This window comes from Pseudochrobactrum sp. sp1633 (genome assembly GCF_030376605.1).
GTDB lineage: Bacteria > Pseudomonadota > Alphaproteobacteria > Rhizobiales > Rhizobiaceae > Pseudochrobactrum.
Genome location: NZ_JARRAE010000014.1, coordinates 17,054 through 32,861, shown reverse-complemented (window position 1 = coordinate 32,861; position 15,808 = coordinate 17,054). Strand labels below are relative to the sequence as shown.

The following is a 15,808-nucleotide window of genomic DNA, read 5'->3' as shown; positions in this document are numbered from 1 at the left end:
AAGGTCAAGAGCTGTTTAGGGCAGAAAAACCGGAACGCAGCAAAGCGGGGAGGGATGTTTATCGAAGCAAGACAGAAATTCTTTGTTATGCTTTTAAGGCTCTTGACCTTTCCAGCGTTGGAAACACCACCTTCATAAAAATTGAACGTGGCATCCCCTGAAGATGCCTTTATGAAGGTAAGCTGAAATGAAAAAGAAAATTACGGCACTGTACTTGACCGGTGTCGTTATTATCGGCGGGGCATTATTTTATCCCGATAAAGCAGAGCTGTATGTCAGCCGTTTCCTCACATTTCTCTCGTCGGCCGCTATTCCTTATGCTGCCGCACAATCGGGAGAAATGCCCGCACCGCAGGTGCCGGTAGCAGAGGTCGTAACACGTAAGGTTGCTCTGTCTACAGAATTTACCGGCCATCTGGAGGCAAGCAGGCTGGTGGAACTGCGCCCGCGTGTTGGCGGTGCAATTGAAACAGTAAGTGTTCCTGAAGGGGAGCTTGTACAATCGGGGCAAGCTCTGTTTGAGATTGATGCCAGACCGTTTCAGGTCGTTCTTGATGCCGCCAAGGCGGAGTTGCAGCAGGCGGAAGTTTTGCTGGAGCATGCTGAAACCAATTTCAAGCGCACAGCCAGTCTTGCGCCAAACGGCACAGTCTCCCGAAAGACTTTTGACGATGCTCAAGCTGCGCGCAGTCAGCGTAAGGCTCAGGTTGCTATCGCTAAGGCGACGGTTGCAGCTGCCGAACTTGATTTGTCCTTTACCCGTGTGACTGCCCCTGTTGACGGGCGCGTTGACCGCGTTTTGGTGCATGAAGGCAATCTGGTAACAGGGGGAAATGCTGGCAATGCGACATTGCTTACGACCATCGTGAGCACCGATCCGCTCTATGTGTATTTCGACATTGATGAGACAACATATCTCAGCTTTGTCGCGCGTGCCTGGGCTCAGGAACATGGCAAAGCTAACGCCGCATTGCCGGTGCAGATCGCACTGATGACGGATAAGGAGTTCACCTATTACGGGGCACTGGATTTTCTCAGCAATCGTATCGACAGACGCACCGGCACCATCCGTGCCCGTGCTGTCGTTGAAAATCCTGAAGGCATACTGGCCCCCGGACTTTTTGCACGCATAAAACTGGCGACCTCAGAGCCACTGCAAACAGTTCTGATTGATGATCAGGCCATCGGTACAGATCAGGGGCGTCGTTATGTGCTGGTTTTAGGTGAGGGCAATAAAGCCGAATTTCGTCCGGTTGAAATCGGGACGATAGTCGATGGTTTGCGCGTTATTTCTTCTGGTCTTCAGGCCGGCGAAAAAATCATCGTGAAGGGGCTTGTTGGCCCGGGCATGCAGGTCACACCACAGATGATTTCAATGGTGCCGGAGCGGGTTTCTGACAGCGCTCAGGCAGAAGCTTCTCAACAGGAGGTGCGTCGATGAATATCCCGCGTTTTTTTGTCGATCGCCCGATTTTTGCGGTCGTGCTTTCTGTCCTGATGCTGATTGCAGGCGGACTGACCCTGCTGAAACTGCCGCTGAGTGAATATCCTCAGGTCACACCGCCGACTGTACAGGTCACGGCGAGCTATCCGGGAGCCAATCCGGAAGTGATTGCTGAAACCGTCGCCGCGCCATTGGAACAGGCGATTAACGGTGTTGAGAATATGCTCTATATGGGTTCGCAGGCTGCAACCGACGGGCGTATGACGCTGACAATTGCGTTCCAGCAGGGCACTGATCCTGATATGGCGCAAATTCAGGTGCAAAACCGTGTTGCCCGTGTGCTGCCGCGCCTGCCGCAGGAAGTGCAGCGCATCGGCGTGGTGACGCAAAAAACCTCACCAGATATTCTGATGGTTGTGCATCTTGTATCGCCGGATCAGCGTTATGACCCGCTGTACTTGTCCAATTATGCGCTTTTGCAGGTGCGTGATCAGCTGGCGCGCGTGCCGGGGGTTGGTGATGTTTTGGTCTGGGGCGCCGGTGAATATTCGATGCGGGTCTGGCTTGATCCGAATAAAGTTGCGGCACGCGGTCTGACCGCGTCCGATGTGATTGCGGCAATTCAGGAACAGAATGTGCAGGTTGCTGCCGGTTCGGTCGGGCAGCAACCGGATGCTTCCTCAGCATTTCAGGTGACAGTCAACACGCTTGGCAGATTGTCCAATGAGGAGCAGTTCGGCGATATTGTTGTTAAAACCGGTTCTGAGGGACAGGTAACCCGCCTGCGGGACATTGCCCGTATCGAACTTGGTGCGGACGCCTATGCCTTGCGTAGTCTCTTGGACGGCAAGCCTGCGCTGGCCATTCAGATTATTCAAAGTCCGGGCGCGAATGCACTGGATGTATCAGCGGCTGTTCGCGATACGATGAGCGAACTGGAAAAGGATTTTCCGGAGGGTATAGAATCCCGCATCGCCTATGATCCGACTGTTTTCGTTAAGGCCTCGCTGGAAGCTGTGGTCGTGACATTGCTTGAAGCCATCGTACTGGTGGTTCTTGTGGTCGTGCTGTTTTTGCAGACATGGCGCGCTTCGATTATTCCGCTTGTTGCCGTACCGGTATCACTGGTCGGTACATTTGCCCTGATGTATCTGTTCGGCTTCTCGCTAAATACATTGTCGCTGTTCGGACTGGTGCTTTCTATCGGTATCGTGGTCGATGATGCGATTGTGGTTGTGGAAAACGCAGAGCGCCATATCGCCTTGGGAGAAACGCCCAAAGAAGCTGCGCGTAAAGCCATGGATGAAGTGACAGGGCCGATTATCGCCATTACCTCGGTGTTGTCGGCAGTGTTTATTCCGTCCGCCTTCCTCACCGGATTGCAGGGGGAGTTCTACCGGCAATTCGCCCTGACAATTGCTATTTCAACCATTCTGTCCGCAATCAATTCTTTGACATTGTCTCCGGCACTGGCTGGTGTTTTGCTGAAACCGCATCATGGCGAAGTGAAACGCGACAGACTTACCATGATCATTGCCCGGCTTTTCGGCTGGTTCTTCCGTCGCTTCAACCTGTTTTTTGATCGTGCCTCCAATGCCTATGTCTGGTCGGTACGCCGCGCTATCCGGTTCAGCGGATTTGTTCTGTTGTTCTATGTGGCGCTGGTCGGTACGACATGGCTTGGTTTTCAGACAGTGCCAATTGGCTTTGTACCGGCACAGGATAAATATTATCTGGTTGGTATTGCCCAATTGCCAAGCGGCGCTTCGCTTGATCGCACGGAGGCTATGGTCAAAACCATGTCCGAAATCGCTTTGGCAGAGCCGGGGGTAGAAAGTGTTGTCGCATTTCCGGGGCTTTCGGTGAATGGTATGGTCAATATTCCGAATGCTGCCGTGATGTTTACAATGCTCAAGCCTTTTGATGAGCGTAAGGATCCGTCTCTGTCTGCCTTTGCGATTGCAGGGCGGCTGATGGGTAAATTCAGTCAGATACCTGAAGGTTTTGCCGGTATTTTCCCGCCGCCGCCTGTGCCAGGTCTCGGTTCGACCGGTGGCTTTAAAATTCAGCTTGAGGATCGCGCCGGACTTGGTTTTGAGGCATTAGCAAAAACGCAGGGTGAGATCATGGCCAAGGCGATGCAAACACCGGAGCTGGCAGGTATGCTGGCCAGTTTCCAAGTGAATGCACCACAGGTGCAGGTGGATATCGACCGCGTTAAAGCCAAAATACAAGGCGTACCGCTCACGACAATATTTGAAACATTGCAGGTTTATCTCGGCTCACTCTATGCCAATGATTTCAACCGTTTTGGCCGTACCTATCGTGTGATGGTGCAGGCCGATGCTCCCTTCCGTATGCAGCCGCAGGATATCGGACGCCTGAAAGTGCGTAATGCCGCCGGAGATATGATCCCGCTATCAGCTTTGCTGACAGTGAAGGATAGTTCGGGACCGGATCGTATCATGCATTATAACGGTTTCCCTTCAGCGGATATCAGCGGCAGTCCTGCACCGGGTTATTCTTTCGGACAGGCAACGGCAGCAATAGAGCGCATTGCTCTGGAAACAATGCCGGCCGGTATGGCTTTTGAATGGACGGAACTTGCCTATCAGGAAAAACAGGCAGGCAATGCAGCCATGTATGTTTTCCCGCTGTCTGTATTGCTCGCTTTTCTCATTCTTGCGGCACAATATAACAGCTGGTCGTTGCCTTTCTCGGTTTTGCTGATTGCGCCAATGGCATTGTTGTCAGCGATTGCCGGTGTGTGGCTCACAGGCGGTGACAACAATATTTTCACGCAGATCGGCTTCGTGGTTCTGGTGGGGCTTGCCGCTAAAAACGCTATTCTGATTGTGGAATTTGCCAGAGCCAAAGAGGATGAAGGCGTCGATCCGCTCAATGCGGTTTTGGAAGCTGCAAGACTGCGTTTGCGACCGATCCTGATGACATCGCTGGCTTTCATTGCCGGTGTTGTTCCGCTAATGCTGGCAACAGGGGCGGGAGCAGAAATGCGTCATGTCATGGGTATTGCTGTTTTTGCCGGTATGCTCGGAGTGACGTTGTTCGGTCTTGTGCTGACACCGGTTTTCTATGTTTTAGTACGGCGTATGGCGCTTGCGCGTGAATTGCGTCGCACTAAGCGGGTGGCAGCAGAAACACACAGCTAATCTTTTTGCTGAACTGTACCAATAGACCCGCATTTGCTATTATGTAAATGCGGGATTTTCTGCTTTTCTGAGATCGGCGCTCCGGTCATGATCATGTCAAAAACGGGTACTGTTAAAGACATAAGAAACTTTACTGTAAACACACTCAAAAACTATTGCTTAAGTATGAACATTGTCTTTCTCGCTTACTGGTTTGTATGTGCAAGTACATCAGCTTTAAGCTGCTGAATTCGTCTTCATCGATTGCGCCAGCGGCACGTAATGAAGCAATTTTCTCTAATTGGTTGAGAGGGTTGTTCGTGCTGGGTTATGTTGCCTGACGGCGCAAATGAGCCGAAGCCAATGAGGGCAGGGCGTAAACCTATCGATAAAAAAGCACGCTAATCGTATTAAGATAAAAGCATTGCGTCTTGTTTAGGTGATGACGCTGCAACTGCTCAGTACTGCTGTTTTACCAATTCAAGCTAAATGACAATTTATTTTGTGTCCCTGGCAATCACGGATAATCCCTGATTGCTGGAATTGTCTTCGTTTTTCAATGTTGATTGCTATTTGATTGTTGGCTTAATTTTAGCGTATTGAAATTTATACTAAGTCATTGATTTTATGGTGCCGCTTACGTGACTCGAACACGTGACCCCATCATTACGAATGATGTGCTCTACCAACTGAGCTAAAGCGGCAGGGAGATGCTCCCGTACAGAATGCGCTGATTTTATGCAGTCTGTTCGGGCGCGTGATAGCGAAATCTCATTCTGATTGCAAGGCGCAAAAGCAAAAAGAAATGGTTTCCGTTATGTCATTCGAGGGATTTAAAACTCCCTGATAAAATGAACAATCTTGCTTTTTCCTTCAGGGAGTAAATCTCAGCTATAGCACTGTTTTTTAAGCTAACTTACGATCTTACTCAGCTTGGCAAAGCGCGGATTTTGCCTCTTTATATTGCTTCACCCAGCTTGCTATCAATTCCTCCGCCGGTAGTACTTCTTTAATTGCGCCAATGCCTTGACCACAGCCCCAAATGTCTTTCCATGCTTTGGCACCGGTTGTAGCTTTTTCGAAGTCCATTTTGCTGGGGTCTGCCTCCGGCAACTGGTCAGGATCCATCCCGGCTGCCTCAATAGAAGAACGCAGATAGTTGCCGTGAATACCGGTGAAATAATTGGAATAAACAATATCTTTCGCGCTGGATTGCACGATCATTTCTTTATAGCCATCAACGGCATTGGCCTCTTTCGTTGCAATGAATGGCGAGCCGATATAGGCGAGGTCTGCCCCCATTGCTTGCGCTGCCAGAATGGCACTGCCGCTGGAAATGGCGCCGGATAGTGCTACGGGGCCGTCAAACCATTCGCGAATTTCTGCGATCAATGCAAAAGGTGACAAGGTTCCGGCGTGTCCGCCGGCGCCTGCTGCAACCGCGATCAACCCGTCTGCGCCCTTGCGGATTGCGGAATTGGCGTGACGGTTATTGATCACATCATGCAGTACAATGCCCCCATAAGAATGGATCGCGGCATTGACCTCCGGTACAGCGCCGAGAGAGGAGATAACAACGGGCACTTTATACTTGATACAGAGTTCAAGATCTTGCTGCAGGCGCAGATTTGAGCGGTGCACTATCTGGTTAACTGCAAACGGAGCGGCAGGCAGCTCAGGAAGAGCCTGATTATGACGCTGAAGTTCTTCGGTAATCTCTGCAAGCCATTCATCCAGCTGTGCCGGTGTTCGTGCATTCAAAGCCGGAAACGCCCCGATTATGCCGCTTTTACACTGCGCTATAACCAGTGCAGGATTGGCAATAATGAACAGGGGAGCACCGATTGCCGGTAAGCGCAGGTGATTTTTAAGAATTTCAGGAAGAGCCATTTTGCAGTCCTGTTAATTGACGTAAACGTAAGCGGCATATTGGTAGCAGGAGAGGCGTGATGTCAAAGGCAAAAAATATAAAAATGTTATATCCCGAAAGACAAGAGCTTGCCGGTTGACTTATGTGTAATAATTACTGTCAAATCTGCCTGATATTACATTTTTATGCCTGTATTCAGCTTCATGTCGTGAAATGATGCGGGACAATAGCGCGGGATAATGAAAGGCTGAAAAATAGTCTTTGTGGAACAATATGTTAAGATCGTATACAATCTTTTTATATTGGGCCGAGTGATGGGATTTTATAAAGCTTAAAAATCAGTTAATGCGTATATCTGCTTATTCATGCATTAATGTGCAATCAGAAAATGCGGCCGGTAAAAGGAAGGGACAGTTTTGCAGGGCATCGAAAGTGCAATACGCAACGCTTTAACCAAAGCGGATTCTTCTGATCCGGCTATGCGCCAGCGGATTTATGAATCTGTCTGGAGTGCACATGAACGCGCTATGGCAGCGAATGCGAATCTTTCAGACCCGCAACGTATGGAGCGTCGTGAGAAGCTGAAGGCTGCAATCTCCCATGTTGAACAGGAAATGCGTGATGCAAGCAGTCGCGCTTCCGCGGAAGAAATGCTGACGGCTGCACCACAATATGACGGCGGGCTGGGTGTGCCTGAGCTTGATCGCGGCAATACGCAGTCCCGAACTAAAGGATCCGGCAAGCGCCGGAATAAAGTGGAAGCAGAGCCTGACCTTGGCTACGAGCAGGGTTTGAGCCAGCCTGTTCAGCCGAAAAAGCGTAAAAAATCCCGCCTGTTGTCTTTTGTGCTTCCGGTGGCAGTTCTGTTGACGGCCGGTTTTATCGGCTGGTCGCTCTATAACAGCTTTGTAACGATCGGGCCTGTTGGCAATGCAAGCCTTTCGCAGTCCGGCAATGTCGGGCCGGCGCTGGAAGGCACTGATGCAGACAGCAAGGATTGGGTCACAATCTTTACGCCGGCTCAGCCTGATCGTATTTCTGTGCAGGGCAGAGCGACAGTTGAAATAGGTGGTTCCGGTAATGCGCGTTATGCCCGTATCAAATCTCCAACTGCAACGGACACTGCCAGCTTTGATATCGGTCAAGGTGTGCTTGATCAGCTTGAAGGCAAACAGGCGACATTTGAAGTGATCCTGCGCAGTGACGATGGCGGAACAGTGCAGATGTCGGTCAGCTGTGATCTGGGCACACTGGGTGATTGCGGGCGTAAACGCTATGATGTGACAGATCAGCAGAGCAGCTTGTTGTTTGATCTTGCTGTTCCTGAAACGCAGACTGCAAATGCTTCCGGTCGTCTTGTTCTGACGAGTGATATCAGCGGCACAGGCAAAAGCATTGATGTTTATGCAATTCGTGTAAAAGCGGTCGAATAATCATGCTGTTGCCGGTTTCTCCGGCAATAAGCGCATCAGATTTTCCAGAATATCCGCCTCTGCCGGTGGCTTGTCCCAGCGTAGTCTTGAAATGCGCGGAAAGCGCATTGCCAATCCTGATTTATGACGTGTGGAGCGGTTCAGCCCTTCAAAGGCGACTTCTACCACAAGGCCATGCTGACGCTCTGCCCGTACAGCCCGAACGGGACCAAAACGCTGAATGGTATTCTCCCGCACAAATCTGTCGAGCAGCTTCATTTCCTCATCAGAGAAGCCTGAATAGGCTTTGCCGACCGGCAGCAATTGCGCATCTTCACTGCCGTCTGACCAGACAGCAAAAGTGAAGTCTGAATAATAGCTGGAGCGCTTGCCATGTCCGCGCTGGGCATAAATCAGAACGGCATCAATAACATGCGGATCACGCTTCCACTTAAACCACGGGCCTTTGGGGCGACCGGCACTGTAAACACTGTCATGACGTTTCAGCATCAGTCCTTCAATCACCGCATGGGGCCGGGTCGTGCGCAAATGCTTCAGCTCTGCCGGTGTCTGGAAATCAAGTAGCGGTGACAAATCAAAATATAACGGATCAAGCGCCTTGATAAAAATTTCAAGATGGCGCCGCCTTGCATCAAACGGCAGACCGCGTAAATCCTGACCATGTTTGCGGGCGCCCTGATGCAGAAGGTCATAAACGCGGATGAATGCCGGATAGTCCTGCAATTGTTTCGCAGAGACGGTTTTACGGTTCAGCCTTTGCTGCAAAGCATTAAACGAGGCCGGTTCGGTTTCCCCGTCTGCGTGGCGGATCAGGAGCTCCCCGTCCAGCGCACCTTCAAAATCCATAGCGCTGACAATATCGGGAAAAGCATGCGTAATATCATCTCCGCTTCGTGAGTAGAGTTTTTTAACGCCGGTTTCTGAAACGGCCTGGACGCGGATACCATCCCATTTCCACTCGGCTGCAAAAACCTCCGGTATCAGCATTTCTGCTTCCGCTTCATCCAGCGGTGTTGCCAGCATCATAGGGCGAAAAGGGGCAGGGTGAAGATTTTCCGGCTTGTCACTTTTGCCTTCAAGCCAGCTGAACAGGTTTACATAAGGTGGTTTTAGTCCGTGCCATAATTCTTCAATCTCACTCAGATCAACTTTGCCAAAGTCAGCAAGTGCCTGTTTTGCCAGTCGTGCTGAGACGCCGATGCGCAGACCGCCGGTTACCAGTTTAAGAAGAGCATAGCGCTCAGACACATCCAGCGTATCCATCAAATTTTCAACCAGTTGCGGAGCGGTACTGCGCGAGCTTTGTTGTAAGGCGCTGATTACTGCGCCGAGAGACTGGTCATTAAGGCGATGCGCCGTTTTATTCTCGGGCCAGATCAGCGAGATCGTTTCTGCCAGATCGCCGACATAATCATAGGAATAGGCGAATAGTTCACTATCCACACGCGCCATTGTCAGTGCGCGTAATAAAGCGGGTTTAACGGTGTTTAACTCAAGGGTGCCTGCGAGTGCTGCCAGCGCATAACCGCGGTCGGGATCGGCCCGTGTGCGAAAATAATCGGCGAGCAAGACCAGTTTTTCATTGCGGCGCGGCGTGAGCACCAGCCGGTCAAGCAGTTCGGCAAAGGCCTTCATACATCGCCCTCATCTTCATAACCCACCAGATGCAGAGGTTTCGCAGGGGTGTTGTTGAGCGCGCACCATCGTACCAGCGCTTCTTCGCGCCCGTGTGTTACCCAGACCTGCGCGGGGGATAGTTCGGTGATTGTATTGGTCAATTCATCCCAGTCGCAATGGTCGGAAAGGATGAGCGGCAACTCAATGCCTGATTGTTTGGCGCGTTGGCGGATACGCATCCAGCCGGATGCATAGCAGCTGACAGGATCATTGAAACGTCGTGACCAGCGGTCAGCCAGAGCTGACGGTGGCGCAAGGATGAGAGCTCCGGCGAAATGCTGTTTGTCGGCGGCAGTTTCCAGTGTTGCAGGACGCAAATCGCCGAGAACAATGCCCTGTGACTGATAGTAACTGCATAATTTTTCCAATGCCCCGTGGATATAGATTGGCGCATCATAACCGGCCTGCCGCACGAGACTGATGACACGCTGTGCTTTGCCAAGCGCATAGGCTCCGACAATATGGCTGCGCTCCGGAAATATTTGCAAAGAGTGCAGCAGTTTGGCTGTCTCATCTTCCGGTCGCGGGTGTCGGAAGACCGGCAATCCGAAAGTTGCCTCAGTTATAAATATATCGCAGGCAACGGGTTCAAACGGCAGGCAGGTTTTATCCGCAACGCGCTTGTAATCGCCCGAAGCAACAATGCGCAGGTTTTTATATTCCACTGCAATTTGTGCGGAGCCCAGTACATGGCCGGCGGGATAAAAGGTGACCTTAACGCCATTGATATCGAGAGGTTTGCCGTAATCAGCAATCTGGCTGGTTTGTGCGAAATTTTTACCAAACCGAATGCGCATAATGTCCAGTGTCTGGCTGGTGGCCAGTACATGGCGGCTCCCTGCACGCGCATGGTCGGCGTGACCATGCGTAATCAAAGCGCGGTCAACAGGGCGCACGGGATCGATATAAAAATCGCCTGCCGGACAGTAAAGCCCCTGCGGAGCCGGATACAGTAATTCTTCTGGGCGCATGGATCAAAGATAGATCAGCAGCCGTTTTTAACAAGGCAGGGGCAAAGCAGAAAAATGCTTATGCGGCGGGCGATAGCGTAAAAATATCTTGTCAAATGCCCCGCATCACTGCATATCGCGTGCTCTGCAACAAATGCGGTAACAATGGCGCGGGCATTTTTCTCTTCCGGTGATCTGATAGCGGATCGCCGTGCTCATTATGCGGTCATGATGTCTGAGGCGGGAGACCATTCCGCAGCGGCTGACCTGATGCGCCAGTCGCTTGATTATCTGAATGCACAGTTTTTGCAGTGGCCGGCCGGCATGTTTGTGCTTAGCGAGATGCATGAAAATGCCGGGGAAACAGACGAGGCCGTAGCACTCTGGCACAAGCTTCTGAAACTGGATCCCAAGGATCGTTTTGGTGCGGGGCTGAAACTGGCACAATGCGGTCTGGGAGAAACACCGGATACAGCGCCGCCCGCCTATATTGAGGCGTTGTTTGATGCTTATGCGCCGGATTTCGATGAGGCTCTGGTCGATAAACTTCATTATTGCGGGCCACAAAAGCTGGCGGAGCTGATTACAAAACATTTTCCTGAGCGCCATTATCAGCATGTGCTGGATCTGGGCTGCGGCACCGGCCTGATGGGCGAGGAAATCCATCAGCATTGCGGTTTGCTGAGCGGTGCCGATCTTTCGGAAGCCATGCTGAAAAAGGCAGAGGATAAGCAGATTTATACGCGGCTGATCAAGGCCGATATTAATCTGAGCCGCAAAGCCGATCTTGTTGATGAGGCACTGCCGCAACCGGACATGATCCTTGCTGTGGATTTGTTTATTTATATCGGCCAGCTGGAACGGGCGTTTACTCTGGCGGCGGAGTGTCTGCGGAGAGGAGGGGTGTTTGCCTTCTCGGTGGAAACGCATGACCGGCCTGAATTGCCCAATTCAGACGGCTCATGTGATGATATGATTTTGCAACCTTCCTTACGTTTTACCCATTCTGCCCGATATATTCAGAACTTATTGCAGGCCAGCCGTTTTGAAGTGCTGGACTATCAGCATATTGCCTTGCGTCTTGATCGTGGCGCCTATCTCGACGGTTATGTTTTCGTCGCACAAAAACTCTGAACCAGAGCACCTCCTGTCTGAATAGGACTTCACACTGTTCAGGTTGCGCACTAAATTGACCGTGTGAAACCGATATCCGCAGCGCATAATCATTCAGATACGGATTTGCTGCCCGCTGTCTTTGCGCAGTGGTTTGCTGATAAAGGCTGGCAGTTACGTCAGCATCAGCGTGAACTGCTGGAACGCAGCCTGACCGGTCAGTCAACCTTGCTGATTGCACCTACGGGTGCCGGTAAAACGCTGGCGGGGTTTTTGCCTGCTTTGACTGATCTGACCTTGCGGGCGCAGAGCGGTGCCCGCAACCAGCCACGCCGCTCCGGTATTCACACGCTTTATATTTCACCGCTCAAAGCGCTGGCCGTTGATATTCAGCGCAATCTGGCAACGCCGGTTGAGGAAATGGCACTGCCGGTGATTATTGAAACCCGCACAGGGGATACGCCAGCGCATAAACGCCAGCGGCAGAAGCGCCTGCCGCCGGATATATTGCTCACCACACCGGAGCAGCTGGCGCTGTTATTGGCCGCCAAAGATGCGGCTGATTTCTTTGCGGATTTGCGGTTTGTTATTTTTGATGAACTGCATGCGCTGGTCACTTCAAAGCGCGGGCAACTGCTGGCGCTGGGATTGGCACGGCTGCGCAATCTTGCACCGCAAATGCAGACCATCGGCCTGTCGGCGACAGTTGCGGAACCGGATGATTTGCGCCGCTGGCTGGTTGCCCAGAGGGATGTGCCAGCTTTGGCGGGGCTGGTTACTGTTCATGGCGGGGCAAAACCGGAAATCAGAATTCTGGAATCCGGTGAGCGGATACCCTGGGCCGGTCACAGTGCAGGCTATGCGCTTGGCGATGTTTATCAGCTGATCCAGAAATACCGTACAACACTGATTTTCGTGAATACCAGATCGCAGGCAGAGCGGATTTTTCAGGAACTCTGGCGCATCAATGAACTGACTTTGCCGATCGGCCTGCATCACGGATCGCTTGACGCCACACAGCGCCGTCGCGTGGAAGAGGCAATGTCCCGCAATGCTCTGCGGGCTGTTGTGGCAACCTCGACCCTTGATCTGGGAATTGACTGGGGTGATGTCGATCTGGTCATTCACATAGGCGCACCGAAAGGGGCGAGCAGGCTGGCACAGCGTATCGGCCGCTCCAACCATCGCATGGATGAGCCGAGCCGTGCTGTGCTGGTGCCTGCAAATCGTTTTGAGGTGCTGGAATGCAATGCAGCACTGGTGGCCAATATGGAAGGGGCGCAGGACACGCCGCCTCTGGCTGATGGTGCGCTGGATGTGCTGGCGCAGCATATTCTCGGCATGGCATGTGCTGAGCCGTTTCATGCGGATGCCCTTTATACAGAGGTTTGTTCTGCAGCCTCTTATCAGCAATTATCCCGCCTTGAGTTCGGACGTGTTCTGGATTTTGTTGCGACCGGCGGTTATGCGTTGCGGGTCTATGAGCGTTTTGCAAAAATCCGCCAAATGCCGGATGGCCGCTGGCGGGTCAGCAATGGTAAAGTTGCCCAGCAATACCGTCTTAATATCGGTACGATTGTTGAGGCACCGGAGCTGAATATCCGCATGATCCGTAAGGGACGTAAACTGGCAGGCAGTGCCGCTACGCCCATGCGCGGCGGACGGATATTAGGGCGCATTGAAGAATATTTTCTCGAAACACTGAACTATGGCGATACGTTCTTTTTTGCCGGTCAGACAGTGCGCTTTGAAGGTATCCGCGACAATGAATGTCTGGTGTCTCAGGCTTCCGGTGAGGATGCGAAGGTACCGGTCTATGCGGGCGGAAAATTTCCGCTCTCAACCTATCTGGCCTCAGAGGTTCGCGCGATGCTGGCCGATGCTGAGCGCTGGCAGCAATTGCCGGATCAGGTGCGGGACTGGCTGCAATTGCAGCGTGATCGTTCATTGCTGCCCGCTGTTGATGAATTGCTGGTTGAGACATTTCCGCGGCAAAACCGTTTTTACATGGTGTGCTACCCGTTTGAAGGTAGGTTGGCGCATCAGACGCTGGGTATGTTGCTGACACGGCGTCTGGAGCGGGCAGGGGTGCGTCCGCTGGGATTTGTCGCAACAGACTATTCTCTGGGGTTGTGGGCGGCGCGTGATCTGAATGCGATGATGGATGATGGCGAATTATCACTGGATGCGCTGTTTGATCAGGATATGCTTGGCGATGATCTGGAGGCGTGGCTGAATGAGAGCTATCTGCTGAAGCGCACCTTCCGCAATTGTGCGCTGATTTCAGGTATGATTGAGCGCCGCCATCCGGGCAAGGAAAAGACCGGCAGGCAGCTGACGATTTCCACCGATCTGATCTATGATGTGTTGCGCAGCCACGAGCCGGATCATATTCTGTTACAGGCCACGCGGGCGGAAGCGGCCGCAGGCTTGCTGGATATTGCCCGCCTTGGAACCATGCTGCAACGTATCCGCAATCATATTGTCCATCGTGATCTGCCGCATATTTCCCCTCTGGCTTTGCCTGTGATGCTGGAAATCGGCAAGGAACGGGTGGCAGGCAGCGGTGATGATCTGCTGGAAGATATGACCCGCGAGGCACTGGAACTGTGATGGAACATACAAGGCAAACCCATCAGGGCGGCACAGACATTCTCGTTAATGACATGCTCTGCCATCTTGATCCGCGCGGAGCATTATATCTGCCGTCATACCGGACACTGGTTGTCTCTGATCTGCATCTGGAAAAAGGCTCATTCTTTGCAAAGCGCGGTATGATGCTGCCGCCTTATGATACGTTGGCAACATTGGTCCAGCTGAAAACACTGGTTGATTATTATCAACCGCTTTGTGTGATCAGTCTCGGCGACAGTTTTCATGATTGTCAGGGCGCAGGGCGTTTGTCTGATGAGGCTGCTGCATTGTTGCGGCAGATGATGCAGAACCGTCAGTGGCTATGGATTGAAGGTAATCATGATCCGGTGCATCCGTCCGGTCTTGAAGGCGACGGTATGGCGGAGTTCAGACTTGGGGAACTGGTTTTCCGGCATGAGCCGCTTGCAAATGCAGGGGCTGGCGAAATTGCCGGACATCTGCATCCGGCAGCTAAGATCGTGCGGCAGGGACGCAGTGTGCGCCGCTCCTGTTTTGTCAGTGACGGGCACCGCCTGATTATGCCGGCCTTCGGGGCTTATACGGGCAAACTCAATGTACTGGACAAGGCTTTCAGCCGGTTGTTTTCCGCGTCAGGCTTTGATGTGCATCTGCGCGGCGAAGCGCGGATATTCTCTATCCAACAACGGTTTTTGCGGCCTGATTAAATCAGTCTTTGCGGAACAGTAATTGTCCGAGCCAACCGGTGAAACCGGCAAGAAAAACGGCAAACAAACCATATAAGAAGCTGTATTGATGTGCTGCTTCAAAAATCTGTTGCTCAAGACCGGCTTTGACAATATTGAGATGGGTATTGGCTTCACCGATAAACACGCCGTGCCGGAAGAGCAATGCGCGGGCTTTATGCCGCCCCACCGGCACATTGGCTGAAAGTGCCAGTGTCGCACGAAACAAAGTTTGTGAGACAAATTCCACCGAACCGACTTTTTGTGAATAAAGCCCCTGACGCGACTTGAGGCTGCGCAGTTCCTGTCCGAAACGTATGGCATTCGGATCGGCCAGTGTGCCGTACTCAGGGTTCAGTGAAAAGTAATTCACGCCGAGTGAAAGCTGTCTGTAGGTTTTCTCGTCGGTAATATCCTGCAGCGGCCTTGTGGAGGCGAGTGAGTAGGACAGCGGTACAGACAGGAAAGTCTCAGAGTCCGCATTGACCCAAACGCCGAGATAACGCGATTTCTCACGTACAACCAGATTGCGCTGCGGGCCTTCCAGAACCACGATAATATCGTAGCGTCCCTGTCTGCGGATCAGTGGGTCGGCATTGTCCAGCGCACCAAAAATCGTCAGATTTGTTCCGCTGAAGTTCGAAGCAATGGCAATCGTTTCTGTTGAAAGACCAATCTCGATGGTTTCCGGCAGCTGCTGTGGTTCCTGCAGATTGGCTGCGGCAACGGTTTCCTGCCCGCGTTCTTTGCCATTCGGAGCTGCATTCGCGCTCTGAAGAGGCATCAGGACGGTGAACATGGCAGTTGCGAACAGAGTTTTGCGGAGCAGTTGTT

Annotated in this window: 10 protein-coding genes and 1 tRNA gene; 6 read left to right on the top strand and 5 right to left on the bottom strand. The window is 52.1% G+C overall.

Translation table 11 applies throughout. The features are described 5' to 3' along the window. The first annotated feature begins 187 nt into the window (after positions 1-187). Both P8H26_RS14310 and P8H26_RS14305 read left to right on the top strand, forming a co-directional pair. A complete protein-coding gene (locus P8H26_RS14310; RefSeq protein WP_289633817.1) occupies positions 188-1,441 on the top strand; it encodes an efflux RND transporter periplasmic adaptor subunit in 1,254 nt (417 codons plus the stop codon). Then, on the top strand, positions 1,438-4,614 hold the full coding sequence (locus P8H26_RS14305; protein WP_289633816.1) for an efflux RND transporter permease subunit: 3,177 nt from the start codon (positions 1,438-1,440) through the stop codon (positions 4,612-4,614). Before P8H26_RS14310 ends, P8H26_RS14305 begins: the two co-directional genes overlap by 4 nt. A gap of 607 nt (positions 4,615-5,221) precedes the next feature. Here the strand turns inward: P8H26_RS14305 and P8H26_RS14300 are convergent. Both P8H26_RS14300 and P8H26_RS14295 read right to left on the bottom strand, forming a co-directional pair. Continuing rightward, positions 5,222-5,297: transfer RNA gene (locus tag P8H26_RS14300), tRNA-Thr, on the bottom strand. A 220-nt stretch (positions 5,298-5,517) separates the two neighbouring features. Then, a complete protein-coding gene (locus P8H26_RS14295) occupies positions 5,518-6,483 on the bottom strand; it encodes a nitronate monooxygenase family protein (protein WP_289633814.1) in 966 nt (321 codons plus the stop codon). 396 nt (positions 6,484-6,879) lie between these two features. On the opposite strand from P8H26_RS14295, the gene P8H26_RS14290 reads away from it, so the two are divergent. Continuing rightward, positions 6,880-7,896: a hypothetical protein gene (locus P8H26_RS14290; RefSeq protein WP_289633813.1), complete on the top strand. Its 1,017-nt coding sequence runs from the start codon at positions 6,880-6,882 to the stop codon at positions 7,894-7,896. On the opposite strand, the gene P8H26_RS14285 is transcribed toward P8H26_RS14290, so the two are convergent. Further along, positions 7,897-9,531 carry a cisplatin damage response ATP-dependent DNA ligase gene (locus tag P8H26_RS14285; RefSeq protein ID WP_289633812.1) on the bottom strand — a complete coding sequence of 545 codons (1,635 nt, stop codon included), beginning with the start codon at positions 9,529-9,531 and terminating at the stop codon, positions 7,897-7,899. Then, the gene (locus P8H26_RS14280; RefSeq protein ID WP_289633811.1) at positions 9,528-10,544 is read right to left on the bottom strand and encodes a ligase-associated DNA damage response exonuclease; all 1,017 of its coding nucleotides are present in this window, start codon (positions 10,542-10,544) and stop codon (positions 9,528-9,530) included. Before P8H26_RS14280 ends, P8H26_RS14285 begins: the two co-directional genes overlap by 4 nt. A 144-nt stretch (positions 10,545-10,688) precedes the next feature. Between P8H26_RS14280 and P8H26_RS14275 the strand changes: the two genes are divergently transcribed. The 3 genes from P8H26_RS14275 (at position 10,689) to pdeM (ending at position 14,956) form a co-directional block, all read left to right on the top strand. Continuing rightward, a complete protein-coding gene (locus P8H26_RS14275) occupies positions 10,689-11,657 on the top strand; it encodes a methyltransferase domain-containing protein (protein ID WP_289633810.1) in 969 nt (322 codons plus the stop codon). Between the two features lie 63 nt (positions 11,658-11,720). Beyond that, entirely contained in the window at positions 11,721-14,249 is a 2,529-nt protein-coding gene (locus P8H26_RS14270; RefSeq protein WP_289633808.1) for a ligase-associated DNA damage response DEXH box helicase, read from the top strand. Continuing rightward, complete coding sequence (gene pdeM / locus P8H26_RS14265) at positions 14,249-14,956, top strand: ligase-associated DNA damage response endonuclease PdeM (protein ID WP_374708308.1); 708 nt, start codon at positions 14,249-14,251, stop codon at positions 14,954-14,956. Before P8H26_RS14270 ends, pdeM begins: the two co-directional genes overlap by 1 nt. Position 14,957: 1 nt before the next feature. Here pdeM and P8H26_RS14260 read toward each other — a convergent pair whose 3' ends face one another. Further along, positions 14,958-15,803: a TIGR02186 family protein gene (locus P8H26_RS14260; RefSeq protein WP_374708309.1), complete on the bottom strand. Its 846-nt coding sequence runs from the start codon at positions 15,801-15,803 to the stop codon at positions 14,958-14,960. Positions 15,804-15,808: the final 5 nt, after the last annotated feature.